The sequence below is a fragment of the Agromyces sp. NPDC127015 genome (assembly GCF_042725165.1).
GTDB lineage: Bacteria > Actinomycetota > Actinomycetes > Actinomycetales > Microbacteriaceae > Agromyces > Agromyces chromiiresistens.
Genome location: NZ_JBHXDI010000003.1, coordinates 424353 through 449620 on the forward strand (window position 1 = coordinate 424353; position 25268 = coordinate 449620).

20 protein-coding genes are annotated in these 25268 nt (G+C 68.4%); 16 read left to right on the forward strand and 4 right to left on the reverse strand.

The window, feature by feature from the left end; translation table 11 throughout:
* Nucleotides 1-51 precede the first annotated feature (51 nt).
* Nucleotides 52-6240, reverse strand: a complete 6189-nt coding sequence (locus tag ACFWGP_RS11365) for a GH92 family glycosyl hydrolase (protein WP_376930950.1) — start codon at nucleotides 6238-6240, stop codon at nucleotides 52-54.
* Nucleotides 6241-6410: 170 nt separating this feature from the next.
* Between ACFWGP_RS11365 and ACFWGP_RS11370 the strand changes: the two genes are divergently transcribed.
* The 6 genes from ACFWGP_RS11370 (at nucleotide 6411) to ACFWGP_RS11395 (ending at nucleotide 14514) form a co-directional block, all read left to right on the forward strand.
* Nucleotides 6411-7436 carry a LacI family DNA-binding transcriptional regulator gene (locus tag ACFWGP_RS11370; RefSeq protein ID WP_275506295.1) on the forward strand — a complete coding sequence of 342 codons (1026 nt, stop codon included), beginning with the start codon at nucleotides 6411-6413 and terminating at the stop codon, nucleotides 7434-7436.
* A 93-nt stretch (nucleotides 7437-7529) separates the two neighbouring features.
* Nucleotides 7530-8954, forward strand: coding sequence for an MFS transporter (locus ACFWGP_RS11375; protein ID WP_376930951.1), 1425 nt, complete (start codon nucleotides 7530-7532; stop codon nucleotides 8952-8954).
* Nucleotides 8955-9160: 206 nt separating this feature from the next.
* Nucleotides 9161-10234, forward strand: coding sequence for a LacI family DNA-binding transcriptional regulator (locus tag ACFWGP_RS11380; protein ID WP_376930952.1), 1074 nt, complete (start codon nucleotides 9161-9163; stop codon nucleotides 10232-10234).
* A gap of 152 nt (nucleotides 10235-10386) precedes the next feature.
* Nucleotides 10387-11931: a multiple monosaccharide ABC transporter ATP-binding protein gene (mmsA, locus tag ACFWGP_RS11385; RefSeq protein WP_231432036.1), complete on the forward strand. Its 1545-nt coding sequence runs from the start codon at nucleotides 10387-10389 to the stop codon at nucleotides 11929-11931.
* Nucleotides 11928-13280, forward strand: a complete 1353-nt coding sequence (gene mmsB, locus ACFWGP_RS11390) for a multiple monosaccharide ABC transporter permease (protein ID WP_231432035.1) — start codon at nucleotides 11928-11930, stop codon at nucleotides 13278-13280. The genes mmsA and mmsB overlap by 4 nt, the downstream gene beginning before the upstream one ends.
* A gap of 112 nt (nucleotides 13281-13392) precedes the next feature.
* Nucleotides 13393-14514, forward strand: coding sequence for a sugar-binding protein (locus tag ACFWGP_RS11395; protein ID WP_231432034.1), 1122 nt, complete (start codon nucleotides 13393-13395; stop codon nucleotides 14512-14514).
* A gap of 107 nt (nucleotides 14515-14621) precedes the next feature.
* On the opposite strand, the gene ACFWGP_RS11400 is transcribed toward ACFWGP_RS11395, so the two are convergent.
* Nucleotides 14622-15014 carry a glyoxalase superfamily protein gene (locus ACFWGP_RS11400; protein ID WP_231432391.1) on the reverse strand — a complete coding sequence of 131 codons (393 nt, stop codon included), beginning with the start codon at nucleotides 15012-15014 and terminating at the stop codon, nucleotides 14622-14624.
* Between the two features lie 155 nt (nucleotides 15015-15169).
* Between ACFWGP_RS11400 and ACFWGP_RS11405 the strand changes: the two genes are divergently transcribed.
* Nucleotides 15170-15754 (forward strand): HhH-GPD-type base excision DNA repair protein, encoded by a 585-nt coding sequence (locus ACFWGP_RS11405; protein WP_376930953.1) that lies wholly within the window; start codon nucleotides 15170-15172, stop codon nucleotides 15752-15754.
* A gap of 55 nt (nucleotides 15755-15809) precedes the next feature.
* On the opposite strand, the gene ACFWGP_RS11410 is transcribed toward ACFWGP_RS11405, so the two are convergent.
* On the reverse strand, nucleotides 15810-16610 hold the full coding sequence (locus tag ACFWGP_RS11410; RefSeq protein WP_376930954.1) for an alpha/beta fold hydrolase: 801 nt from the start codon (nucleotides 16608-16610) through the stop codon (nucleotides 15810-15812).
* 572 nt (nucleotides 16611-17182) lie between these two features.
* Between ACFWGP_RS11410 and nrdH the strand changes: the two genes are divergently transcribed.
* The 9 genes from nrdH to ACFWGP_RS11455 all read left to right on the forward strand — a co-directional run bounded on the left by nrdH (nucleotide 17183) and on the right by ACFWGP_RS11455 (nucleotide 24599).
* Nucleotides 17183-17416: a glutaredoxin-like protein NrdH gene (gene nrdH / locus ACFWGP_RS11415; protein WP_231432031.1), complete on the forward strand. Its 234-nt coding sequence runs from the start codon at nucleotides 17183-17185 to the stop codon at nucleotides 17414-17416.
* Nucleotides 17417-17468: 52 nt separating this feature from the next.
* Nucleotides 17469-17885, forward strand: a complete 417-nt coding sequence (gene nrdI / locus ACFWGP_RS11420; RefSeq protein WP_231432030.1) for a class Ib ribonucleoside-diphosphate reductase assembly flavoprotein NrdI — start codon at nucleotides 17469-17471, stop codon at nucleotides 17883-17885.
* Between the two features lie 5 nt (nucleotides 17886-17890).
* A complete protein-coding gene (nrdE, locus tag ACFWGP_RS11425; RefSeq protein ID WP_231432029.1) occupies nucleotides 17891-20017 on the forward strand; it encodes a class 1b ribonucleoside-diphosphate reductase subunit alpha in 2127 nt (708 codons plus the stop codon).
* An 83-nt stretch (nucleotides 20018-20100) separates the two neighbouring features.
* On the forward strand, nucleotides 20101-21123 hold the full coding sequence (gene nrdF, locus ACFWGP_RS11430; protein WP_231432028.1) for a class 1b ribonucleoside-diphosphate reductase subunit beta: 1023 nt from the start codon (nucleotides 20101-20103) through the stop codon (nucleotides 21121-21123).
* Nucleotides 21124-21714: 591 nt separating this feature from the next.
* Nucleotides 21715-22758: a nucleotidyltransferase gene (locus ACFWGP_RS11435; protein WP_376930955.1), complete on the forward strand. Its 1044-nt coding sequence runs from the start codon at nucleotides 21715-21717 to the stop codon at nucleotides 22756-22758.
* Nucleotides 22759-22877: 119 nt separating this feature from the next.
* On the forward strand, nucleotides 22878-23225 hold the full coding sequence (locus ACFWGP_RS11440) for a hypothetical protein (RefSeq protein WP_376930956.1): 348 nt from the start codon (nucleotides 22878-22880) through the stop codon (nucleotides 23223-23225).
* On the forward strand, nucleotides 23222-23740 hold the full coding sequence (locus tag ACFWGP_RS11445) for a hypothetical protein (RefSeq protein WP_376930957.1): 519 nt from the start codon (nucleotides 23222-23224) through the stop codon (nucleotides 23738-23740). The genes ACFWGP_RS11440 and ACFWGP_RS11445 overlap by 4 nt, the downstream gene beginning before the upstream one ends.
* A 191-nt stretch (nucleotides 23741-23931) precedes the next feature.
* Entirely contained in the window at nucleotides 23932-24276 is a 345-nt protein-coding gene (locus ACFWGP_RS11450; protein ID WP_231432027.1) for a hypothetical protein, read from the forward strand.
* Nucleotides 24273-24599, forward strand: coding sequence for a CHY zinc finger protein (locus ACFWGP_RS11455; protein ID WP_231432026.1), 327 nt, complete (start codon nucleotides 24273-24275; stop codon nucleotides 24597-24599). The genes ACFWGP_RS11450 and ACFWGP_RS11455 overlap by 4 nt, the downstream gene beginning before the upstream one ends.
* A gap of 72 nt (nucleotides 24600-24671) precedes the next feature.
* Here the strand turns inward: ACFWGP_RS11455 and ACFWGP_RS11460 are convergent, their stop codons facing one another.
* Nucleotides 24672-25061, reverse strand: a complete 390-nt coding sequence (locus tag ACFWGP_RS11460) for an MmcQ/YjbR family DNA-binding protein (RefSeq protein WP_376930958.1) — start codon at nucleotides 25059-25061, stop codon at nucleotides 24672-24674.
* Nucleotides 25062-25268: the final 207 nt, after the last annotated feature.

Below are 25268 nucleotides of genomic sequence, written 5' to 3' on the forward strand. Positions count from 1 at the left end.
GCTCGACGGTGTCCGGCCCGGTGCCCCCGACGGGGCCACCGGGCCGAAGCGTCACCAGAGGATCAGCGGCACCGTCACGGTCCCCGAATCGCCGAATCCGCCGTCGCCCGTGAACTCGCCGTGCACGAGATGGAGCCCGGCACCCAGCTTCGGCAGCTTCACGCTCACGCTGCCGTCGGCCGCCGCGGTCACCGGGACCTCGGCGATCACGTCGTCGCCGTCGTACACCGTGAACGTGCCCAGCGGCGAGCTGCCGTCGAGCGCGACGACCTTCGCCACGAACCGGATCGTCGACCCCGACTTCGCGAGCAGCTTGTTCGGTGCACCGACGGCGATGGTCGGGACCTCGACGGTCGCGCGCGTGACCGTCAGCGTCGCCTGGGCGCTCAGGCCCGAGGTGGCGCCCTCGGCGATGAGGGTGTGGTCGCCGAGCTCCGCGGTCGCCGGGATGGTGACCACGGCCTCGAATGCGCCCTCCTCGTCGGCGGTGATCTCAGCGATCCGGATCGGCTCCGAGTGCAGCCTGACCGTCACGAGTTCTCCCGGGCCGAAGCCGCGGCCGGTGATCTGGAGCGTTCCGCCCTGGACGACGTGGTCGTCGCCCAGCACGAGCTCGGCCTCGGCCACCGGGGCGTCGCCGACCTCGATCGAGAACGGCTCCGAGACCGACCCGAGGTAGGCTCCCGGGTTGTCCGGGGTGAAGCGCGCCGTGTAGGTGTGGGTGCCCGAGGTCTCCACACGCACGTCCACGGTCGCCGTGCCCGCTGTGACGGTCGCGGTGCCGACGACGACGTCGCCCTCGAGCAGCTCCACCAGGCCCCCGGCCTCGGCCGGCGCGACGGTGGCGGTGAACGGCACGAGGTCGCCCGCCACCGGCTCGGCGGCATCGGAGCCGAGCGTCACGGTGGTGGCCACCGCGGGCGTGAGCACGGTGAGCGTGGCCGACGCCTCGACCGCCGAAACGGCTCCGACGGCCGTCACCGGGTACTCGCCGTCGACGACGTCGCCCGGGACGATGAGCTCGGCATCGATCGCGCCCTCGCCGCTCGCGGTCGTCTGCACCGGCGCACCGTCGGCGAACCGGAGTTCGACGGACTCGCCGGGGGCGAACCCGTCGCCGGTGATGCGGATCGTGCCGCCCGGAGCCGACTGGGTCGGTTCGACCGCGATCTCTGGCGTGTACACGGGCGCGGGCTCTTCCACGACGATCTCGAGCGTGGTCGTCGCTGATCGGATGCCGTCGTCCACCGTCACGGAGACCGTGTACTCGCCGGCGACGGCGTAGGTGTGCTCGCCGACGACGTCGCCCCCGACCACCGGCACCGACGACACCGAGGTGCCGTCGCCCCAGTTGACGATGGCCGTCTGGTCGGGCGCACCGCCCGTCGTGGTCGCGAGCGTCGCCTCGAACGGCTCGCCCGCGACCTGCGCGTCGACCGCCTGCGGCTGCACCTCGAGCGGCGTCGCTGCGGAGCGGTCGCCGTCGGAGGCGACGGCGAACACGTGCACCCGGCCGTCCCTGAGCGTGCCCTCCTCGGTGGGCATCGTCAGCGACTCGACCACCTTCGGGGCACCATCGGCATCGGTGTCGATCGTGATCGGCGCCGTCGCGTAGATCGCGGTGTTCTTGACCTGCGACTCCGCCGCGGTACCGGAGAGCCGGCCCTCCGAGATCGCGAGCACGGTGTTGCCGAAGGCCGGGTTGCCGGAGGCACCGACCCAGTCGCCGAACGAGATCCGCACGGTCTGCGACGTGCCGTCGGTGAAGTGCAGCACCGCCTCGGGCTGGCGCGCGCTCTCGGTCGCCGTGCCGACGAACGCGAGCTGCGTCGCGCCGGTGCCGAGGTCGATGCGCACGGTCTGCCCCTCGCCCGTGATGTTGTCGGCCTCGCCGGCCGCCACCGCGGGGAGGTCGTAGGTCAGCTCGGTGCCGGGGATCGCGAGGGTCGAGCCCTGCACGAAGCCGTCGGCGGCGAGCTTGTCGCGGAAGTACCCGAAGCCCTGGCCGTCGCAGTTCGCGGCCGTCGTGCCGAGGTCGCCGATGCAGACGGAGCCGAACGAGCCGACCAGGGACTCGTCACGGGCGACCGCGACGTTCGAGGCCGCCGAGGCGACGGCCCCGGTCGAGTCCTGCACGATCACCGCGGCCGTGTACACGCCGGGGGCCGCGAAGGTGTGCGGTGCCGAGACGCGCCAGCTGCCGAGGTCGTCGCGGGTGAGCGTCGACTCGACCGGGCCGGTGCCGTCGCCGTAGTCGACGGTGACCTGGTACCCGGAGGCGGAGGTCTCGGTGCCGACGATCGTCGCGACGGCGCCCGTGAACTCGGTGCCCACCGCGACCGACTGCGCCGCCGCCGGACTGACCGTCAGGCCCTCGGCCGTGCCGGCCGAGGCGAACAGCTCGACCTCCGAGAGGGTCAGCGGGCCGCCGCCGGACTCCACGTCGAGACGGAGGCTCGTGAACACGCCATCGGCGTCGGTGGAGAACGGGCGCGTCTGGGTCGGCCAGTCGAAGGCCTCGCCGTCGCGGTGGTCGAGCTCGGTCCAGTTCTCCCCGTCAGTCGAGCCCGAGAGGGTCCACGCCGCGGGTGCGGTGTCGAGCGCGGCGCCCGTCAGCGTGTACTGGCCGACCGTGACCGGCCCGGACTGCGACGTCCAGGTCAGTTCGGCGCTGCCCGAGTCGAAGGTCGTCGTCGTGTTCATGCTGTCGTCGACGAGCGCGGCGGTCGAGGTCGCGTCGCCCGCCGAGAGCGTGCCGCGGCCGACCTTGGTGGCGTCGACCAGGGTGCGCGGAACGTCGAGCTCCTCGCCGAGGTCCTTCGCCGCCCAGTCGCTCGGCTCGTCGCTCATCGCGAACTCGAGCTCGCCCCCGTCGCGCAGCAGGTCGCCGTCGAGGGTGGTCTCGTCGATCGGCGCGCCGTTGAGCGAGACCCCGGAGACGTACGTCTTGCCCGCGGAGGCGCCGGGGGCCGAGATCACGAGGTCGCGGTCGCCGATGCGGAGCGTGGCGCGATCGAACAGCGGCGTGCCGATCGTGTAGTCGCCCGATCCCACCTCGAGCGGGTAGAGGCCGAGGGCCGAGAAGACGTACCAGGCCGAGAATTCGCCGTTGTCCTCGTCGCCGGGGTAGCCCTGGCCGATGTCGGAGCCGACGAAGAGCCGCTGCTGGATGTCGCGGATCAGCGCCTGCGCCTCGGCGGGGTCGCCCGCCTCGGCGAGCACGTACGGGATGTGGTGGGCGACCTGGTTCGACATGCCGAGCATGCCGAGCCGCACGTCGCGCGCCTCCCGCGCCTCGTGGATGCCGGAGTAGTCGGCCTTCTCGCGGACCGTGAGGAACTCGTCGAGCTCGTCGATCAGCCCCTGCCGCCCGCCGTACAGCGCGGCGAGCCCCGCGACGTCGTGCGGCGCGTGGAAGCCGAAGGTCTTCGCGCTCGCCTCGGTGAACGCGCCGCCCCAGGCCTTCTGGTCGAAGTCGGCGCCGACCGGCCAGGTGCCGTCGGCGTTGCGGGCGGTGAAGGTTCCGGCCTCCGGGTTGAACATCTCGGCGTAGTGGCCGGCACGTGCCGCGAAGTAGTCGGCCTCCTCGAGGAGCCGCTCGACGCGGTCGGCCGGCGTGTTCGGGTCGTCGGCGAGCGCCGCCGCCATCTCGCCGATGCCGAAGTCGTTGATGAAGCCCTCGAGGCCCCACGACGCACTCTCGTGGGTGCTCTCCTCGGTGTAGCCGAGGAAGATCGACTGCGCGAGGCCCTTGCGGCCGACGGCGTTCGACACGGGGAGCACCGTGGCGTTCTTCACCGCGGCGTCGTAGGCCTCGAGCGCGGTCTCGGTGTCGAGGGCGCCCGCGAGGTAGGCCTCGGCGAAGGCGACGTCCGAGCTCGTGCCGGTCATGAGGTCGGCGTAGCCGGGCGACGACCAACGGGCGATCCATCCGCCGTCGCGGTACTGCTGAACGAAGCCGTCGACGAGGTCCTCGGTGACGTCGGGGTAGAGCAGCGAGTAGAGCGGCCACGCCGTCCGGTACGTGTCCCAGAACCCGTTGTTGACGAAGATCTTTCCGTCGACGATCTTCGCGTTGGTCGTGGTGTCGGTCGCCGAGCCGGTCGTGGCCGACACGGGGCTCGCGTACCGGTACTCGGGGTCGCCCGCCGTGCCGACGTTCTCGAACTGCGAGTTCGGGTAGAGGTTCAGGCGGTAGAGGCTCGAGTACAGGGTCACGAGCTGCGTCTCGGTCGCCCCCTCGACGTCGTGGATGACGCCGAGGCGGTCGTTCCAGGCCTGCTGCACGGCGGAGTGGGCGTCTTCGAACGAGACACCGTCGAGCTCGAGCCCGTGGTTGCGCTGCGCCTGCTCCTGCGAGATGAACGACGATGCGATGCGCAGCTCGACGGTGCGGTCGCCCGAGGTGTCGAAGGCGGCGAAGCGTGCGCTGCCGTTGCGATTGCCCTGCGTCGTCGGCCCGGCCGTCGTCGGCCGGGCGTCGAAGGTGCCGTACACGAACATGCGGGTGCGGCCCGGCCAGCCGGAGCCGCCGTCGACCCAGCCGGTGACCGTGTCGCCGGTGATCGTGAGCTTGGAGGAGTTCACCAGCTGGTCGACGATCACCGAGTTCCGGTCCCCGGTGAAGCCGAACCGGTAGATGGCGCCGTGATCGGTCGCGGTGACCTCGGTCGTGATCCCGTTGTCGAACTCGACCCCGTAGACGTCGGGCCGCGCGAGCTCGTTCTCGTGGTGGAACGTGAGGCGCCGGTCGTCGAGCGTCGAGGTGGGGTTCGCACCCACCGCGGGCAGGACGGCGAGCTGGTTGCGGTCGCCCATCCAGATGCTCGGCTGGTGCGAGAAGCCGATGCCCTCCAGTGCCGGGAGGTTCTGCGCGGTGTTGGCGCCCTGGTACTGGTAGATCGTGCCGGTGTTGTCGGCGTTCGTCATCGGGGTGATGAAGTTGAAGCCGTTCGGCCAGCCGACCGCCGGGATGTTGTTGCCGCGTGAGAACCCGCCGGTGGAGTTCGTGCCGCGGCGCGTGTCGACGTAGGAGACGAGACCGGCTGCGGTGTCGAGCGGCTCGGCCTCCTCGATGCTGATGTCGTCGAGCCATCCGAGGACGGTCGTGCCGGCGGCAGGCGTCTCGACGCCGGTGACGCCGTCGCCCGGGTGGTCGTAGTCGAGCAGGACGCCGGTGACGGTGCGTCCGGCGAGCGAGCCGAGGTCGACGGTCACCTTGTTCCACTGGTCGGGCCAGAGCACGTTCGCGAGACCCTGCGAGCGCGCGTCGGCGCCGTAGCCGTACGTGTCGGTCAGGTCGGCGGCGGCGAGGGTCGTGCCGTCGTCGAGCACGAGGTCGACGGCGACGAACGTCGATGCGTACGTCTGCCCCGAGTCGAGCACGGGGAAGACGGTGTACGAGAGTCGGCTGTCGGCCTGGATGGCGATGTCGAGGTCGTCGTAGAGCACCGACGTCGACGCCGCGGGCCCGGCGCCGAGGTGGCTGCCGGCGTAGCGGAGGGCGTGCGTGCCCGAGAAGCCGACGTTGGTCTTCGCGGTGTACGAGCTCGTCGGGCCCGAGTCGACCTCGAGTGCGAGGTCGGAGGCGACGGGCTCGGCGTCGGCGTCGGAGATCGGCTCCCAGCCGGCGAGCTGGATGAGGCCGCCCGAGTGGTTCGCGGTGATGTCGAGGCGGTAGTAGCGATACGGGGCGCTCGGGGCGGCGAGCGCGAAACTCCGGGTCTGCCCGCGCGCGGAGAACGACTCGCCGCTGCGCGTGTCGACGACGGTCCAGTCGGACCCGTCGTTCGAGCCGAGGACGCGGAAGTCGCGGGGATCGCGCTCGGGCGCGTCGTTGCCGGAGGTGAGCGTGTAGGCCTCCATCGGCTGCGCCTCGGCCAGTTCGTACTGCGCCCAGCCGGTGGCGCTGAAGACCAGCCACTTCGATCCGGGATTGCCGTCGGCGAGGTTGCCGGCGGTCTCGTTGGGCGGGTTCTCGCCCGAGGCGGTGACCGCCGCCACCTGCGGCAGCAGGCTGCCGGGCACGTTGCGATCGCCGCTGACGTTCACCGACTCGCCGGTTCCGGCGAGGGCCGGAACGGCGTCGCCCGCCTCGAAGGAGGACTGGAACGTCACCTCCCCGGGCGCCGCTGCGGCCGAGATCGGCGTCAACGCCGCCGCGGCCATCGCCAACGTGATCACTGCTGTTGCGGTCGCCCGCGTTCGGCGGGCGTTGCCCGACCGGATGAATTGCTTCACCGTCGCTCCCTCTCGCTGCACTGCGAAGTTATGACACCGCTGTCATACACTGATGGAAGCTACCACGGTTGCCGTCCCGTCCGGAAGACCGTGGTGCACCCGAGTGCCACGAGTGGACGGATCGCTCCGGACCGGGAGAATGGGCCTACCGATCGGTCACGAGGAGCGCCATGGAATCACCAGCGGGGCCGCCCGCGTCGCCCGCGGCTCGCGCGACGCTCGCGCAGGTCGCGGAGCGCGCCGGCGTCAGCCTGAAGACGGCGTCGCGGGCCCTCGGGGGAGAGTCCTACGTCAGCGAGGCGACGCTCGCCCGGGTGCTCGCGGCCGCGCGCGAGCTCGACTACCAGCGCAACACCGCGGCGAGCCTGCTCGCGAGCGGACGCCTGGCCGACTCGATCGGGCTGGTCACCGGCGACTTCAGCAACCCGTTCTACTCGGCACTCGCGCAGGCCGTCGAGGACGAGCTGCGGCCGCACGGGATCCACCTCGCGGTCGCGAACTCGCGCGAGTCGGCCGAGCAGGAACGACGGACGGTGCAGGATCTCGCCGATCGCAAGACGAAGGCGCTGATCGTCGTGTCCGCCATGCCCGACCACTCCGAGTACGCGCGCCTGCAGGCCCGCGGCATCCCGGTCGTGTTCGTCGACCGCCCGGCAGAGCACCTCGACGCCGACTCGGTCGTGTTCGACAACCGGGCGGGCGGCCGGATCGCCGCACAGCACCTCCGTGGGGCGGGCCATCGGCGGATCGCGTTCATCGGCGACTACAGCTGGCTGCCCACCCACGTCGAGCGCCTGGCCGGCATGGGCGACGTCCTCGACGAGGGCGCGGTGTCGCACTGGCGCGCACTGCTGCGCACCGACGCGCACGACGTGGCATCGGCACGCGCCCAGACCGCCGAGCTGCTCGCACTCCGCGAGCCGCCCACGGCGATCGTCGCCGGCAACAACCGCATCCTGCTCGGCGCGGTCGAGGAACTCGCCACCCGCGACCGTGCCGCCCGCCCGACGCTGGTCGGATTCGACGACGTCGAGTGGGCTCGCGTGCTCGGCATCACGGTGGTCGCGGGGGATGTCGACGCCCTCGGCCGGCGAGCCGCCGGGCTCGCGATGACGCGGCTGATCGATCGGTCCCGCGCCCCCGAGCGCGTGTCGCTGCCGATGCGCCTCGTGGTCCGGGCGCCGTCGACCTGGTGACCGCCCGCCGCACGGGCATGGGCGTGCCGTCCCCGGCGCGTCGGCACGCCGCGGCTTGAGTTCAAGTGCCCTTGAGGTCGTAGGCTCGACCGGGTGAGTGATCCGACCGCCGAGACCCCGATGCCGACCCGCGAGAACGGGGAGATCGACGCACCGGCGGCCACGCCGATCGAGGCCCGCAGCCCGCTGTCCCCGCCGTACCGGTGGCTGTCGATCGGCATGTTCGCGCTCATCTTCCTCGCGGCGTTCGAGGCCATGGCGGTCACGACGATCATGCCGCTCGTCGCGAGCGACCTGCACGGCGAGGCGCTCTACGCGCTCGCATTCGCGGTGCCGCTCGCCGCGGGCATCATCGGCATGGTCATCGCCGGCAACTGGACCGACCGGTCGGGCCCGCTGCCGTCGCTCGTGACGGCCGCGGGGCTCTTCGTCGTCGGACTCGTCATCGCGGGCACCGCGACCGACATGAACGTGCTCATCGTGGGCCGGTTCGTGCACGGCCTGTCGGGCGCCGCCGTGATCGTGCCGCTCTACGTCATCGTCGCGCGGGTGTATCCCGAGGCGCTGCGCGCCCGCGTCTTCGCCGGATTCGCGGCGGCGTGGGTCATCCCGTCGATGGTCGGGCCGGCGGTCGCGGGCGTGATCGCCGAGACCTGGAGCTGGCACTGGGTCTTCCTCGGAGTGATCGGCCTGCTCGTCCCGGCGGCGGCCATGATCCTCCCGCCGATCCTCCGGGTGCGCGGCGAGATCGCCGGCGACCCGTCGGTGCCGTGGAGCCTCGGCCGCGTGGGCTGGGCCGTGCTCACCGCGGTCGGCGCCCTCGGGATCTCGCTCGCGAAGGAGTTCGGCGACCCGTGGCGCTGGATCGTCGCCGCCGTCGCGATCGTGCTCGTCGTCGTGGCGGTGCGGCCGCTGCTGCCGGCCGGCGCGGTCCGCGCCGCTCGCGGGCTTCCCGCGACCGTGCTGTCGCGCTTCGTCGTCGCCGGTGCGTTCTTCGGCAGCGAGATCTACCTGCCCTACCTGCTGATGGAGGACTACGAGTTCAGTGCGAGCGCGGCCGGAGCCGTGCTCACCGGTGCCGGCATCAGCTGGGCCGCCGCCTCGTGGCTGCAGGGCCGCCTCGGCGACCGCGTCTCGAACGCCCGGGCCGTCCTGATCGGCTCGGGCCTGCTCGTGGTGGCGCTCGCCGTCGTGCTCGCCGTGGCCGCGTTCCACCTGCCGCCCGCGGTCGCCTTCGTCGCGTGGACGCTCGCGGGCGGCGCGATGGGCTTCATGTACCCGCGTCACTCGGTCTCGGTGCTCGGCATGTCGAAGGTGTCGGAGCAGGGCTTCAACAGCGCGGCCCTCTCGATCGCCGAATCGCTCGGCGCGTCGGTCGCGCTCGCGGTCACCGCGCTCGTCTCGAGCGCGGTCGTCGTCGGCGGCTTCTCGGCCGACTTCGCCGTCACGCTCGTCATCGCCGTCGTCGCGCTGCTGCTCGCGCCGAGGGTCCGACCCGAGGCATCCGGGGTCTCGTAAGCGTCCTCCTGCCCCGGGTGCCACGGGGCCGTGAGAGCGCGACCCCGGCGACGAGGATGCCGCGGCGCGACGACCACCGGAAGTCGATACGATTCGACCCCGCCATGTGACTGTCACATGATTCGCCTGTCCGCGACGCGGCCGGGTGTGCATAATGGAACCAGCTTCGATGTGACCGTGCACATCGGTTCCAGAACGGTCTGGCAGTGAATCCTGAGACACCCAAGGGGCGGGCGCCCAGCATCCGCGATGTCGCGCGCCTGGCCGAGGTCTCGCACCAGACGGTCTCGCGGGTGCTGAACGATCACCCGAGCATCCGGCCCGAGACCCGCGAGCGCGTGCTCGCCGCGATGGAGACGCTGCAGTACCGGCCGAATCGGGCGGCCCGCGCGCTCGTCACGAGCCGCTCGCACACGATCGGCGTGCTCGCCTCGACGAGCACCGAGTACGGCCCGGCGACGAGCATCGCCGCGATCGAGGACGCGGCGCGCGAGCACGGCTACTACGTCAACACCGCGAACATCGCCGACCAGTCCGCCGAGGGCATCGCCGACGCGCTCGAGCACCTGATGCTGCAGGCGATCGAGGGGCTCGTCGTGATCGCGCCGCAGGTGCGCGTCTTCGAGGTGCTGGCCGCCTCGCCGGTGGGCGTGCCGTTCGTGAGCCTGCAGTCCACGGGGCGCAGCGACCACCTCGCGCTGTCGGTCGACCAGGTCACCGGCGCCCGTCGCGCGACGCAGCACCTGATCAACCTCGGCCACCGCCAGATCGTGCACCTCGCGGGCCCGCAAGACTGGATCGAGGCCGAGGCGCGGATGCGCGGGTTCCTCGACGCCATCGGCGACGCCGACCTCGACCTGCGCCCGCCGATCCTCGGCGACTGGAGCGCGGACTTCGGCTACTTCGCGGGGCGCGAGCTGCTGCGGCATCGCGACTTCACCGCGGTGTTCGCGGCCAACGACCAGATGGCGATCGGCTTCATGCATGCCGTGCGCGACATGGGCCTCGACGTGCCGGGCGACATCAGCGTCGTCGGGTTCGACGACACCCCGGTCGCGCAGCACGTGTGGCCGCCGCTGACCACGGTCTACCAGGACTACCGCGAGACCGGCCGGCGCGCGGTGGCGCTGCTCCTGAACCAGGTGCACGGCGAGCGGGTGCTCGAGGTCGAGCAGGTCGTGCCCCGGCTCGTCGTCCGGGGCTCGACGGCCGAGGCGCCCGTCGTCCGCGCGGCGGGGGACGCCACGGGGGGCGCACCGGGCCGACGGTCGCGGGTCTGACCCCCGTCCGGGGCCCCGCTTGACACCGGCCGATCTCGGATGCACCATTGGTTCCGATGTGAACGGTCACACGCGTCACATCGAGTCCTGGATCCTGACACAGAGGTCGTGATGAACCCGTCGACGATGACCGCAGCACCGGCAGGCCGCCGATGAGCGCGCAGCCGATCCTCGAGATGCGCTCCATCACGAAGGAATTCCCCGGCGTCAAGGCGCTCTCCGAGGTCACCCTCACCGTGATGCCGGCCGAGATCCACGCGATCTGCGGCGAGAACGGCGCCGGCAAGTCGACGCTCATGAAGGTGCTCTCGGGCGTCTACCCGCACGGCACCTACACGGGCGAGATCTACTTCCGCGGCGAGGAGGTGCAGTTCAAGGACATCCGCGCCAGCGAGGCGGCCGGCATCGCGATCATCCACCAGGAGCTCGCGCTCATCCCCGAGCTGTCGATCACCGAGAACATCTTCCTCGGCAACGAGATCGCCAAGCGCGGCCGCATCGACTGGGCCGAGGCCAAGATCCGCGCCCTCGACCTGCTCGCCCGCGTCGGCCTCGAGGAGGACCCCGACACCCAGATCAAGCACCTCGGCGTCGGCAAGCAGCAGCTCGTCGAGATCGCGAAGGCGCTCGCGAAGGACGTGAAGCTCCTCATCCTCGACGAGCCGACGGCGGCGCTCAACGAGGACGACTCCGAGCACCTGCTCGACCTGATCCGCGGCCTCAAGGGCAAGGGGATCACCTCGATCATGATCTCCCACAAGCTCAACGAGATCGAGGAGATCGCCGACGAGATCACGATCATCCGAGACGGCCACACGATCGAGACTCTCGACGTGAAGGCCGGCGGCGTCGATGAGGACCGCATCATCCGCGGCATGGTCGGCCGCTCCCTCGAGAGCCGGTTCCCCGACCGCACCCCGCACATCGGCGACGTGTTCTTCGAGGTGAAGGACTGGACGATCCAGCACCCGCAGGTGCCCGAGCGCCTCGTCGCGAAGGGCTCGAGCTTCAACGTGCGCCGCGGCGAGATCGTCGGCCTCGCGGGCCTCATGGGCGCCGGCCGGACCGAGCTCGCGATGAGCATCTTCGGCCGCTCGTACGGCAACTACCTCGCCGGCACGATCGTGAAGGACGGCAAGGAGATCGTCCTGAAGGACGTCGAGTCGGCGATCGAGCACGGCCTGGCCTACGTGAGCGAGGACCGCAAGCAGCTCGGCCTCAACCTGCTCGACACGATCAAGCGGTCGATCGTCGCGGCGAAGCTCTCCAAGATCTCGAAGCGCGGCGTCGTCGACGACTCGCAGGAGTTCGGCATCGCGGAGGAGTACCGCAAGCAGCTGCGCATCAAGACCCCGAGCGTCGACGTCGGCGTCTCGAAGCTCTCGGGCGGCAACCAGCAGAAGGTCGTGCTGGCGAAGTGGATGTTCACCGACCCCGACCTGCTCATCCTCGACGAGCCGACCCGCGGCATCGACGTCGGCGCCAAGTACGAGATCTACACGATCATCCAGGCGCTCGCGGCGCAGGGCAAGGGCGTCATCCTCATCTCGAGCGAGCTGCCCGAACTGCTCGGCATAGCCGACCGCATCTACACGGTCTTCGAAGGCCAGATCACCGACAACATCCCCGCATCAGAGGCGAACCCCGAGGCGCTCATGCGCAGCATGACCTCGGCCAAGAAGAAGGCGAACGCATGAGCACCGCGAGCACCCCTGCGAGCCCCCAGAAGAAGGGCGGCCTCTCCGACATCCGGAAGGTCTTCGGAGGCGGCCAGTCGAGCCTGCGCCAGTTCGGCATCCTCGGCAGCCTGATCGTCATCATCCTGATCTTCCAGATCTGGACCGACGGGCTGACGCTCTCGCCGACGAACCTGATCAACGTCGTCAACCAGTACTCCTACATCCTGATCCTGTCGATCGGCATGGTGATGGTCATCATCATGGGCCACATCGACCTGTCGGTCGGCTCGGTCGCGGCGTTCACCGGCATCGTCGTGGCGAAGGCGATGGCCGAATGGAACATGCCGTGGCCGCTCGCCATCCTGCTCGGCCTCGCCGTCGGCATCGCGATCGGTGCGTGGCAGGGCTTCTGGGTCGCGTTCGTCGGGGTACCGGCGTTCATCGTGACATTGGCGGGCATGCTCGTGTTCCGAGGCGGCAACCAGTTCATCGGCCAGTCGACGACGACGCCGGTGCCGCAGGAGTTCAGCTTCATCGGCGCCGGCTACCTGCCCGAGCTCTCGGTGCCGCTCGACTTCAACGTGCTCACGATGCTGCTCGGCCTCGCGGGCGCCGCCTGGATCGTCTGGAACGAGATCCACCTGCGCCGCACGCAGAAGAAGCTGGGCTCCGAGATGGCGCCCGTCTGGGTGAGCGTCGTCAAGGTCGTCGTGCTCGCGGGTGTCATCCTCTGGGCCGCGTGGCTGTTCGCGACCGGTCGCCCCGGCACGAGCTTCCCGATCTCGGGCATCATCCTCGTCGTCCTCGTGATCGTGTACTCGTTCATCACGAACAACACGATCTTCGGCCGCCACATCTACGCAGTCGGCGGCAACCGCCTCGCGGCGACCCTCTCGGGCGTGAAGGACCGCAGGGTCGACTTCTTCGTCATGATGAACATGTCGGTGCTCGCCGCCCTCGCGGGCATGATCTTCGTCGCCCGCTCGACCGCCTCAGGTCCGCAGGACGGCAACGGCTGGGAGCTCGACGCGATCGCGGCCGTGTTCATCGGCGGCGCGGCGGTCTCGGGCGGCATCGGCACCGTGATCGGGTCGATCGTCGGTGGCCTCGTCATGGCCTTCCTCAACAACGGCCTGCAGCTCATCGGCGCCGGCGCCGACGTCGTGCAGATCATCAAGGGCCTCGTGCTGCTGCTGGCGGTCGCGGTCGACGTCTGGTCGAAGCGCCAGGGCGGTGCCTCGATCTTCGGCATCTGGTCGAACCGCCGCAAGGCGAGGCTCGAGTCGCAGGGTCCCACCGAACCCCCTGCGGTCGCCCCCACCAACGTGTCGAACGAGTCGTCCCAGCCGGCCGACCTGCCGCGGTGACGAAACGGATGCCTCGGCGCCGCGCCGAGGCATCCACGGGCACCCTCGCCCGCCCCAGAGACCTTCCCCTCCAAGAGAAGTCCGAATATCCCAACCAGAAAGTGATTGATCAATGAAGAAGCTCACTCTCGCAGCCACCGCCGTGGCCGCGATCGCAGCCCTCGCGCTGACGGGTTGCTCCGGCGACCGCGGCGGTTCGTCGGGCGGCGGCGACGAGACCACCTCGGCCGGTTTCGCCGCCGACTCGACCATCGGCGTGGCCCTGCCCGACAAGACCAGTGAGAACTGGGTGCTCGCGGGCGGCCTCTTCGAGGACGGCCTGAAGGAGGCCGGCTTCAAGGGCGACGTGCAGTACGCCCCGGCCTCGAACACCGTCGCCGAGCAGCAGAACCAGATCTCGGCCATGGTCACCAACGGCGCGAAGGTCATCGTCATCGGCGCGAAGGACGGCAAGCAGCTCGGCACGCAGCTGCAGCAGGCCGCCGACGCGGGCGTCAAGATCATCGCCTACGACCGGCTCATCGAGAACACGCCGAACGTCGACTACTACGTCGCGTTCGACAACTTCAAGGTCGGCCAGCTGCAGGGCCAGGCCCTGCTCGACGGTCTCGCCGCACGTTCGGGCCACGAGGCGCCGTACAACATCGAGCTCTTCAGCGGCTCGCCCGACGACGCGAACTCGGCCGTGTTCTTCAACGGCGCGATGGAGGTGCTGCAGCCGAAGATCGACGACGGCACCCTCGTGGTGACCTCGGGCCAGACCGACATCGCGCAGACCGCGACGCAGGGCTGGGAGGCCGAGAACGCGCAGAGCCGCATGGACTCGCTGCTCGCGGCGAACTACGCGTCGGCGAACATCGACGGCGTGCTCTCGCCGAACGACAACCTCGCCCGCGCGATCCTCACCTCGATCAAGCAGGCCGGCAAGGACGTCTCGAAGGTGACCGTCACCGGTCAGGACTCCGAGGTCGAGTCGGTGAAGTCGATCATGGCCGGTGAGCAGTACTCGACCATCAACAAGGACACGACCCTCCTCGTGGAGCAGACGATCAACATGATCAAGCAGCTCCAGGCCGGCGAAGAGGTCGACGTCAACGACACCGAGCAGTACGACAACGGCGTGAAGGTCGTTCCCGCGTACCTGCTCGACCCGGTCATCGTGACCAAGGAGAACGCGGCCGAGGCGTACGCCAACAACCCGAACCTCCTCGACATCGTCAACCAGGCGGGCTGACCGCTCCGGACGACGACGCACTGACGGCGGCCCTCGCTCCTTCGGGAGCGGGGGCCGTCGTCATGCGCGGGCGGCGGGCCGTCGGCGGCGACCCGGCCGCGCCGGGGTCACTCGGCCCGCGCCTGCTGCGACCACTCGGGCAGCTGCTGCAGCGTCCACTTGTTGCCGTCGGGGTCGGCGAACGTGACGAACCGGCCCCACGGCTGCTCGTCGACGCCCTGCGCGTCGACGCCGGCGGCGCGCAGCTGGGCGAGGGCGGCGTCGGCGTCGGGGATCACCGCCTGGATCACGTCGAGCCTGCCGGGCTCGATCGTCGCGCCCATGCCCTCGCCGATGGCGATCGAGCACGCCGAACCGGGTGGGGTGATCTGCACGAAGCGCAGGGTCTCGCTCACGCGCTGGTCGTAGTCGACGTTGAAGCCGCACCGGTCGGCGTAGAACGCCTTCGCGCGGTCGACGTCGGTGACGGGCACGTGGATGAGTTCGATCTTGACGTCCATCTCGATGGCCATGGCTCTTCTCCGTTGATCGTCGGTGATGCTGAATCGTTGAAGGATCTCGGGTCTCGCGACGCGGGCTGCGGGCTCGACCCCCATTCCAGCACCGGGCGCCGACATCCGCATCCCGGTGGCCGCTCGTGGCCCCCGGTGCGAGGATGGATCGCATGGCTCTGCACATCACCGACGACCCGGCCGCCGACGAACTGCTCTCGACCCACGCGTTCGCGCTGCTCACGGGCATGCTGCTCGACCAGCAGGTCGCGATGGAGACGGCGTTCTCGGGCCCGGCCAAGATCCGCGAGCGGCTCGGCACGATCGAGCCCGCGGCGATCGCCGCGACCGACCCCGATGCGCTGGTCGAGGTGTTCCGGCAGACTCCCGCGGTGCACCGGTACCCCGGCTCGATGGCCGGGCGGGTGCAGGCGCTCGCCGCCGCGGTGCGCGACGAGTGGGGCGGCGACGCCGCCGCCGTCTGGACGCAGGGCGACCCGTCGGGCGCCGAGGTGCTGAAGCGCCTGAAGGCGCTGCCGGGCTTCGGCGAGCAGAAGGCGAAGATCTTCCTGGCCCTCCTCGGCAAGCAGTGCGGCCTCGAGGCGCCGGGCTGGCGCGAGGCGGCGGGCGCCTACGGCGACGAGGGCTCGTTCTCGTCGGTCGCCGACATCGTGAGCCCCGAGTCGCTGGCGAAGGTGCGCGCCCACAAGCAGGCGATGAAGGCGGCGGCGAAGGCCGCCAGGGCCTGAACCATCGAACACGGCGGATGCCTCGGGGCCGGCCCCGAGGCATCCGCGATGCGGGTCAGCCGACGAGGAACCCGGCGATCGCGAGCGCCATCGTCGACGGCTCCCACGCGTGGTTCACGGCGGGCATGCTGCGCGACTCGGCGTTCGGCATCGACGCGACTATCGAGGCGGCAGCGGCGGTCATGATCGGCAGGGTCTCCTCGCCGACGAGGGCGAGCGTGGGCGCGGTGACGCCCCGCCACAGTTCGGCGCGCGGTGCCGACTGGCTCCAGGCGAGAGACTCGGCGTCGGGTTCGAGGCTCGGACCGAGCTCGAGCATGAGCGGCCATGCGGGGCTCTGCTTCGCGGCGGCGAGCCATTCGGGCGGCATGTCGGCCATGTAGTGCTCGATGACGGCGGCGGGGTCGCCGGCCGCGATCCGCTCGCGGAGGCCCGCGAGGAACTCGTCGCCCTGACCGCCGAGCTCCTCGTCGAGCGGCACCTCGAACAGCACGAGCTTCGAGACGGGCAGGCCCGCCGCGGCCGCGGCCAACGCGATCGCGCCGCCGGAGGAGTTGCCGAACAGTGCGACGTCGTCGGCGATGGCATCGCGTCGCAGTTCGTCGGTGATCGCCCGCAGGTCGTCGACGGTCTGGGCGAGGGTGATCGGGGGAGCGGCGGGACTCTCACCGCGCCCGCGCCGGTCGAAGTTCACGACGTCGAAGCCGTGGGCGGCGAGGGCCGCGGCCATTTCGACCGTCGTCTGGTCGAATGCGCGATACTGCATCGCTCCGCCGACGAGGATCACGGGCGGCCCGTAGCCTGCTCGGTCGTAGGCGATGCGCGTGCCGTCGGCTGAGGTCACGAACTCGGTCATGCGGCCTCCCATGCTCGCGCACAGGCTACGCCGCGGGGCCGGTCGACTCCACCGGTCGCGGCGACGATGCGCCGACGCGGGCGATGAAGGCGGGACGGTACCCGGCTCGTCGCTTGGGGGGACGCCGGGTACCGTCCCTACTGAAGAGATGCGCCCGCGGCCGGATCATGACGCCGGTTGACGGAATTCATGAGTCGGGCTCGAGACGCGCGCGCGTCGCCGGCCCGATGTCGGTGGTCGGTGGCATGGTGGAGGCACAACACCATATGTAGGGGTATCGGTGCCGAAAGGCCCCAAAGTGTCGTGCAGCGCGACACGCCGGGGATTCATCCACAGTCGAGAAATCTCGATTCGGCACAGCTGTGGAGAACCTCGCGCCGAAGCCCGGAAACAGGCCGATCATCGCGACTTCCGTTGTTCACAACCGGTGGAAAACCCCGTGGATAACTACACGAATGTAACTACAGCATGTTGTGGCGGTTCAGTTCGGCAGACACTAGATGTAGTATTGAAGTACCAAATAGCAACACGGGGGACGGGCTCCTCCAGGGCCCGAGAACGAGGGGAAAACAATGACGGTCACGGTCTACACCAAGCCTTCTTGCGTCCAGTGCAACGCGACGTATCGCGCCCTCGACAGCAAGGGCATCGAGTACGAAGTGCTCGACCTTTCTGTCGACGAGAGCGCGCTCGCGCAGGTCAAGGAGCTCGGCTACCTGCAGGCCCCGGTCGTCATCACCGACGAAGACCACTGGTCGGGCTTCCGCCCCGACAAGATCGACGAGCTCGCCGCCCGTCTCGCCTAGTCGCGTCCGGTGAGCTCGGGGGAGTGAACCGGAACCGCGAAGGGAGACGATCATGACGAACCTGGTCTACTTCTCGAGCGTCTCGGGCAACACGAAGCGCTTCATCGAGAAGCTCGGCCGCCCGGCCGAGCGCATTCCGCTGCACGCCCGCGACGAGGCACTGCACGCCGACGAGCCGTTCGTGCTCGTCGTCCCGACCTACGGCGGAGGCGACGGCAAGGGCGCCGTGCCGAAGCAGGTCATCAAGTTCCTCAACGACGAGCGCAATCGCGCGCTCATCCGCGGCGTGATCAGCGCCGGCAACACCAATTTCGGGTCGGCCTACTGCCTCGCCGGCGACATCATCGCCGCGAAGTGCAAGGTGCCGCACCTCTACCGCTTCGAAGTATTCGGAACCCCTGACGACGTTCGCGCCGTCGACGATGGATTGGACGCATTTTGGTCAAGTCAACTGCAGCAGACGGCGTAGCGCTCATGGAGGCCCCGCGCACGGCGATGGACTATCACTCGCTCAACGCGATGCTGAACCTGTACGGTCCGAACGGCGAGATCCAGTTCGACAAAGACCGCGAGGCGGCGCGCGAGTACTTCCTGCAGCACGTCAACCAGAACACGGTCTTCTTCCACTCGCTGAAGGAGCGGCTCGACTACCTCGTCGAGAAGGAGTACTACGAGCCCCAGGTGCTCGAGCAGTACTCGTTCGAGTTCATCCAGAAGCTCAACGACCTCGCCTACTCGAAGAAGTTCCGCTTCGAGACGTTCCTCGGGGCGTTCAAGTACTACACGAGCTACACGCTCAAGACGTTCGACGGCAAGCGCTACCTCGAGCGCTTCGAGGACCGCGTCGTCATGACCGCGCTCGGGCTCGCGCAGGGCGACGAGCAGCTCGCGATCGACCTGGTGGAAGAGATCATCGGCGGCCGCTTCCAGCCGGCCACGCCGACCTTCCTCAACACGGGCAAGGCGCAGCGCGGCGAGCTCGTCTCGTGCTTCCTGCTGCGCATCGAAGACAACATGGAGTCGATCGCCCGCGGCATCAACTCGGCCCTGCAGCTGTCGAAGCGCGGCGGCGGCGTGGCACTGCTGCTCTCGAACATCCGCGAGTCGGGCGCCCCGATCAAGCAGATCGAGAACCAGTCGTCGGGCATCATCCCCGTCATGAAGCTGCTCGAGGACTCGTTCAGCTACGCGAACCAGCTCGGTGCCCGCCAGGGTGCCGGTGCGGTGTACCTCAGCGCGCACCACCCCGACATCATGCGGTTCCTCGACACGAAGCGCGAGAACGCCGACGAGAAGATCCGCATCAAGACGCTGTCGCTCGGCGTCGTCGTGCCCGACATCACGTTCGAGCTCGCGAAGAACAACGAGGACATGTACCTCTTCTCGCCCTACGACGTCGAGAAGGTCTACGGCAAGCCGTTCGGCGATGTGCCGATCACCGAGCACTACCGCGAGATGGTCGACAACCCGCGCATCAAGAAGACGAAGATCAACGCGCGCGACTTCTTCCAGACGATCGCCGAGATCCAGTTCGAGTCGGGCTACCCGTACATCGTGTTCGAAGACACGGTGAACAAGGCGAACCCGATCAAGGGCCGCATCAACATGTCGAACCTCTGCAGCGAGATCCTGCAGGTGAACACGCCGACGACCTACAACGAGGACCTCTCGTACAAGGAGATCGGCAAGGACATCTCCTGCAACCTGGGTTCGCTGAACATCGCGCTCACGATGGACTCGCCCGACTTCGGCAAGACCGTCGAGACCGCGATCCGCGGCCTGACGTCGGTGTCGAACCAGAGCCACATCACCTCGGTGCGCTCGGTCGAGGACGGCAACGACAAGTCCCACGCCATCGGCCTCGGCCAGATGAACCTGCACGGCTACCTCGCCCGTGAGCGCATCTTCTACGGCTCCGAAGAGGGCATCGACTTCACGAACATCTACTTCTACACGGTGCTGTTCCACGCGCTGCGCGCGTCGAACCGGATCGCGATCGAGCGCGGTGAGGTCTTCGACGGCTTCGCCGACTCGAAGTACGCATCGGGCGAGTTCTTCGACAAGTACACGGATGCCGCGTGGGTGCCCGAGACGGCGAAGGTCACGCAGCTCTTCGCCGACGCCGGCGTGCACATCCCGACGCAGCAGGACTGGCTCGAGCTCAAGGCCTCGATCCAGGAGCACGGCATCTACAACCAGAACCTGCAGGCGGTGCCGCCGACCGGCTCGATCTCGTACATCAACAACTCGACGGCGTCGATCCACCCGATCGCCTCGAAGATCGAGATCCGGAAAGAGGGCAAGCTCGGGCGCGTCTACTACCCGGCGGCGTTCATGACGAACGACAACCTCGAGTACTACCAGGACGCGTACGAGATCGGCTACGAGAAGGTCATCGACACCTACGCCGCGGCGACGCAGCACGTCGACCAGGGCCTCTCGCTCACGCTCTTCTTCAAGGACACTGCGACGACCCGCGACATCAACAAGGCGCAGATCTACGCATGGAAGAAGGGGATCAAGACGATCTACTACATCCGCCTGCGTCAGCTCGCGCTCGAGGGCACGAACCTGGACGAGTGCGTCAGCTGCATGCTCTGAGCATTGCTCGGTCGGTCGAGTGGCGAAGCGTATCGAGACCACCGGCCCCGCGACATCCAACCCCTCTTCTCGAAGGAACCGACATGACCCTCACCGATCCGGTCAACGCGGCCGGCAACGACCCGGCGCACACCGGCGGCAAGCTCAAGCTCGTCGACCACGTCAACGCCATCAACTGGAACCGCATCCAGGACGACAAGGACCTCGAGGTCTGGAACCGCCTCGTGAACAACTTCTGGCTGCCCGAGAAGGTGCCGCTGTCGAACGACATCCAGTCGTGGAACACGCTGACGCCCGACGAGCAGACGCTGACGATGCGGGTGTTCACCGGCCTCACGCTGCTCGACACGATCCAGGGCACGGTCGGTGCGGTCTCGCTCATCCCCGACGCGATCACCCCTCACGAAGAGGCGGTCTACACGAACATCGCGTTCATGGAGTCGGTGCACGCGAAGAGCTACTCGTCGATCTTCTCGACGCTGTGCTCGACGAAGGAGATCGACGACGCCTTCCGCTGGTCGGTCGACAACGAGAACCTGCAGAAGAAGGCCGCGATCGTCATGGAGTACTACCGTGGCGACGAACCCCTGAAGCGCAAGGTCGCCTCGACGCTGCTCGAGAGCTTCCTGTTCTACTCGGGCTTCTACCTGCCGATGTACTGGTCGAGCCGTGCGAAGCTCACCAACACGGCCGACCTCATCCGCCTCATCATCCGCGACGAGGCCGTGCACGGGTACTACATCGGCTACAAGTTCCAGAAGGGCCTCGAGCTGGTCGACCAGGCCACGCGCGACGACCTCAAGGACTACACGTTCTCGCTGCTCTACGAGCTCTACGACAACGAGGTGCAGTACACGCAAGACCTCTACGACGGCGTCGGCCTGACCGAAGACGTCAAGAAGTTCCTGCACTACAACGCCAACAAGGCCCTCATGAACCTCGGCTACGAGCCGATGTTCCCGAAGACCGTCACCGACGTGAACCCGGCGATCCTCTCGGCGCTCTCGCCGAACGCCGACGAGAACCACGACTTCTTCAGCGGGTCGGGGTCGTCGTACGTGATCGGCAAGGCCGTGGTCACCGAAGACGAGGACTGGGACTTCTAGTCGCGTTGTCGGATGTCACGTAAGTCTTCAAATGACCCGCTTACATTTCTTGCAGTCATCTAGGGCTTCAATTCTGCACGGACATCAGCTGAAGTGGTGAAAGGCCGGATTCGTGGTCGGCAGACCACGTGAGCGTCCTGTAGATCTCGTCTCTCCGTGTGGCCCGACCGTGAGACAACGGATCATGCCGCGGCGGTGGCGGGGCATTCGCTCAGAACGTCGCCGCCGCGGTAGGCGGCCGGAGTATTCGGGAAGCCGCCGCTGAGTGCGACTTCAACAGGAAACGCTCCGCGGGCTGCTCGCAGGCCGGGTGTGGCCGGACCTTAGAACCATCGCTCGATTGGAGGAAGGGCTCGCCGCGCGTCTTTCGGCTCGGAAGTCCGGTTCGTCCCTAGCACCCTTGTCAGAGGCCGCACGTACGCTTAAACACGAAAGCCCTGCTGGCACCCGCCCGTAGGGGAGGAGCCCGCAGAGCTCGCGCATTCTTGGTCAGAACGCAGTCGACTCTAGCCCGGACGCCGAATGGATTCAACTCCCTCGGCGTCCGAATCGGGCCGACCGCCGGTGAAGCCGGCAGAACGGATAGTCACCTTGACCCTCACCGACCCCCAGCTCCAGACATCGGTTCTGGAAGCCGCCCTCGAGGCAGCCCGTCACCGCATTGAGGTCAACGACGAAGAGCTCGACGAGGCCCGCCATCGACGCAACCGAATCGCGACCGCGCTCAAGAAAGAGTTCCCAGGCTCTCGCACCTACAACAACGGCAGCGTCGCGCATGGGGACGCCCTCAACCCGCTCAACGATGTCGACTTGGGTGTCGTGATCCCGGACCCCGACAACAAGTACGGCCCGGGACGACGGGGGCCTGCCGATCTGAAAGAACGTGCAGCAGAATCCATCCGCCGGGAACTCGGTCCCGACTATGACGACCTCCGTGTCGAGGTGGACGGGCACAAGCGCTCGATCCTCGTACGGTTCCGTCAGCCCGTGACTGAGGGCCAGCGCGACTTCACCGCCGACGTCATCGTCGCCATCGACAACCCAGGCGCGAAGGGGCTGTTCATCCCACGCTGGGACGCTTGGGATCGCTCTGACCCGGAGGAGCATACTCGACTCGTACGCGAGGCGAACGCGAACACTGCGAGCCGATTCGCGCGCGTCGTCCGGCTCGCAAAGCACTGGAGTCGCCGACATGACAAGCCGTTGTGCTCCTGGAACATCAAGGCGCTCGCATTCGATTCGGTCGTACAGCCCGGTGCGATTCTTCCCGGGTTGCGGGATTGGTTCGCGGGCTCGATCCGCAGCCTCGAACATGGCCTCACACCGGACCCGGCTGGTGTCGCGGAGCAGCCGATCAAGCTTGGCGAGGGCTTCACCCGAACCGAGGTTCTCGCCGAGTTGCGCGATGCGCTCGCTCTTCTCGATGCGGCGATCAGCTTCGAGCGGCGTGGCTACCCCGCGACCGCGATCGACAAGCTCGCTCAGTTGTTCTATGACCCGGAGATGCTTCCATTCCCCCCGTCCGCCGACGTAAAGCGAGAGGGGGCGGCGATGAACGACGGGCGGAAACCGACCGAGATGATCAGCGCAACGACTGCCAAGAGGCCGATTCCGGCGCGCGCGTGGGCGCCGTGAGCGGTAGCTTCGGGACGTCGACCGCGCACTGGTACGGAGTCGACGGACGATGGCGATCGGCTCTCGAGGCGAAGGCACGGCTGCTGCACGGTCGACGACTCGTGATCGAGGAAAACACCGTGAAGCTGACGTACCACCACACGGGCATTCACGTCCCAGCGCGAGCTGCACGGGTGCCCGTCCGGATCGAGTTCTACCGGGATCCCCTGTATGACACGTTCGGTCTGGACCCGAGTGACTATCCGCGGGTATTCGCCGACCCCGGAGCGCGATCGAAACATCGCATGCCGACAGACGACGCCCTCTGTCTCTACGACGTCCGCGATCCGGCAGAGAAGCGGTGGACCTCTGAGAAGGGCTTGCAGTCGCTGCTTGTGATGGTCGCTGACCACCTCTTCTATGAAGACATCTGGCGAGACAGCGGCAAATGGCCTGTCCCTGACGCACCACATGGATTCCAGCGATGATCATCTACTGGCCCGTCACGCCAGATGACACGATCACCGCCGACGCTTGGATCGGAGCAGGCGCGACCGTACTGGCGGCGGTGATCGCGGCTGTCGTCGTAGTTGTCGGCTACGTCGTCCAGCAGCGGAAGGCCCGCTCTGATCGACGAGCTCGAAACTACGCCGAAGCGATCCGCGCCGTGCACGACTACCTCGAAGCTCCATACCTCGTCATACGCAGGGACGGATCAGCCACCGCGCGCATGGCGGTGTCTTCGACGATCAGCGAGATCCAATCCCGGCTTCGTTTTTACGAGTCGCTGCTTGGAATCCAGGCTCCCGCGCATGTCGCAGAGGCCTATCGTGAACTCGTCAAATGTGCGCGCGCTGAAGCGGGCGGGCACATGACGAAGGCATGGCGGGCCCGCGCATTGCGACGGGACCGTCGAACCCCGCGCGGTGAGCGACTGCGGCATCCACTCTCGGACGCGGCGATGAAGCGCACCTTGGATGCGATGCGGTCGGATCTGGCGTGACCTGATGCCAGCGTGCTCCGGCTTCCACGCGACGGGTTATCGTCGGAGCACTCAATACACACGACCAGCACCGACGACGAGGGTCGGATGCCGCGAGGGCCGATCGAGGAGAGGGAGTTGTGGGGAGATCGAATGCTCGTCGTCGCAAGAAGCGGACGAAGCGAGCCGCAGCCGCGGTCAACCGCGCGCCCGTGAGGCGCCCCCGCTTCCAACTCATCTACAAGGGCGACCCCGCGCGGTCGATCTATCTGGTGTCGGGCGCGGTGTTCCTCATCGGACTTGCGCTCATCCTGCTCGAGATCATCGTCTTCGGCGTCATCTTCGGCGCACCCGACTGGGTGTACCCGCCGATGTGGGTGACGGTCGTCGTATGGATCCTCGGCACCCTGACGATGTGCACCATGATGATCGTCGAAGTGATCCTCCGATTGCGAGGCAAGCCCGCCACCTTCGGAATCGCCACGATCGGCGGACGCTACATCGAGGACGTGCGGCCAGACGCCGACGAGCTCGAACACGGTTCGGGGTCGCCGTGAGGCCGCTGGTGCGCGGGGCGGTCGTCGATGCTGAAACCCGCTGCGTTCACTACCGAACCGATCTCGACGTCATCGCCATCGAGTTCGCGTGCTGCGGCGACTTCTATCCCTGTCATCTCTGTCACAGCGAGGCCGTTGATCATCCGGCTGCCCAGTGGCGGACCGAGGAATTTCAGGAACGGGCGGTGCTCTGCGGGGTGTGCGGAACACTGCTGACCATCGCCGAGTATGCCGACGCGCACGCATGTCCGTCCTGCGCGGCGCCGTTCAACCCCGGATGCAAACTGCACTGGGATCTCTACTTCCGCGTCCCGCTCGGCTGATCGATCCCGCACGGAGTTCACCCAAGACAACGACTGGAGCTCTCGGAGGAGTCAGCTCCCCGCGGGGCTCGACTACGCGTCGTCGCCGAAGAACTCGCGCCGCAGGTACTTCGGAGCCTGCACGCGCCACGCCTCGGTCACGAGCTCGGCGAGGTGGTCGGCGTCGATGCGCGCCATGCGGAACGCGATCTTCGGCTCGCCCCACCGGGTGGTCGGGCCGAGGAAGACGTCTGGCGCCATCTCGCGGAGGGCCAGCGCATCGACCGGATCGGCGACCTTCACCCCGACCACGAGCTCGGCCGCGATGATCTCGCGCAGGTCGTCGGGAATGCTCGGCCACGGGTGGCACTCCCACGCGTAGAGCTTGCCGCGCACGAACCAGGCCGCGCCGCCGGTCGTCGCCCGCTCTTCGCTGCCCGGCAGCCGGGCGGCGGCGCGGCGCACATCGTCGAGGTCGGGCACGATGCGAGCCTACGCACAGCAACCGACACACACGTCGACTCGCAGAATGCGACCGGCGATCTCCTCCATTGCCAGGCCGATGATCGTGCCTCCGGCGATGGCTCCGCACCCTCCTCCGGCGATCATGCCGAGCTCGAGGCGTGTGCGTGCGCCACCATCGTCGCCGAGGTAGAGTCTCGGTTCGGCGAGCGGCGGCGGCGTGGGCCT

What these genes read in the sequence shown, in the direction of transcription:
- ACFWGP_RS11370 (WP_275506295.1), top strand. Translation starts at nt 6,411, where the DNA reads ATGGAATCACCAGCGGGGCCGCCCGCGTCGCCCGCGGCTCGCGCGACG.
- mmsA (WP_231432036.1), top strand. Translation starts at nt 10,387, where the DNA reads ATGAGCGCGCAGCCGATCCTCGAGATGCGCTCCATCACGAAGGAATTC.
- mmsB (WP_231432035.1), top strand. Translation starts at nt 11,928, where the DNA reads ATGAGCACCGCGAGCACCCCTGCGAGCCCCCAGAAGAAGGGCGGCCTC.
- ACFWGP_RS11395 (WP_231432034.1), top strand. Translation starts at nt 13,393, where the DNA reads ATGAAGAAGCTCACTCTCGCAGCCACCGCCGTGGCCGCGATCGCAGCC.
- ACFWGP_RS11400 (WP_231432391.1), bottom strand. Translation starts at nt 15,014, where the DNA reads ATGGACGTCAAGATCGAACTCATCCACGTGCCCGTCACCGACGTCGAC.
- ACFWGP_RS11405 (WP_376930953.1), top strand. Translation starts at nt 15,170, where the DNA reads ATGGATCGCATGGCTCTGCACATCACCGACGACCCGGCCGCCGACGAA.
- ACFWGP_RS11410 (WP_376930954.1), bottom strand. Translation starts at nt 16,610, where the DNA reads ATGACCGAGTTCGTGACCTCAGCCGACGGCACGCGCATCGCCTACGAC.
- nrdH (WP_231432031.1), top strand. Translation starts at nt 17,183, where the DNA reads ATGACGGTCACGGTCTACACCAAGCCTTCTTGCGTCCAGTGCAACGCG.
- nrdI (WP_231432030.1), top strand. Translation starts at nt 17,469, where the DNA reads ATGACGAACCTGGTCTACTTCTCGAGCGTCTCGGGCAACACGAAGCGC.
- nrdE (WP_231432029.1), top strand. Translation starts at nt 17,891, where the DNA reads ATGGAGGCCCCGCGCACGGCGATGGACTATCACTCGCTCAACGCGATG.
- nrdF (WP_231432028.1), top strand. Translation starts at nt 20,101, where the DNA reads ATGACCCTCACCGATCCGGTCAACGCGGCCGGCAACGACCCGGCGCAC.
- ACFWGP_RS11445 (WP_376930957.1), top strand. Translation starts at nt 23,222, where the DNA reads ATGATCATCTACTGGCCCGTCACGCCAGATGACACGATCACCGCCGAC.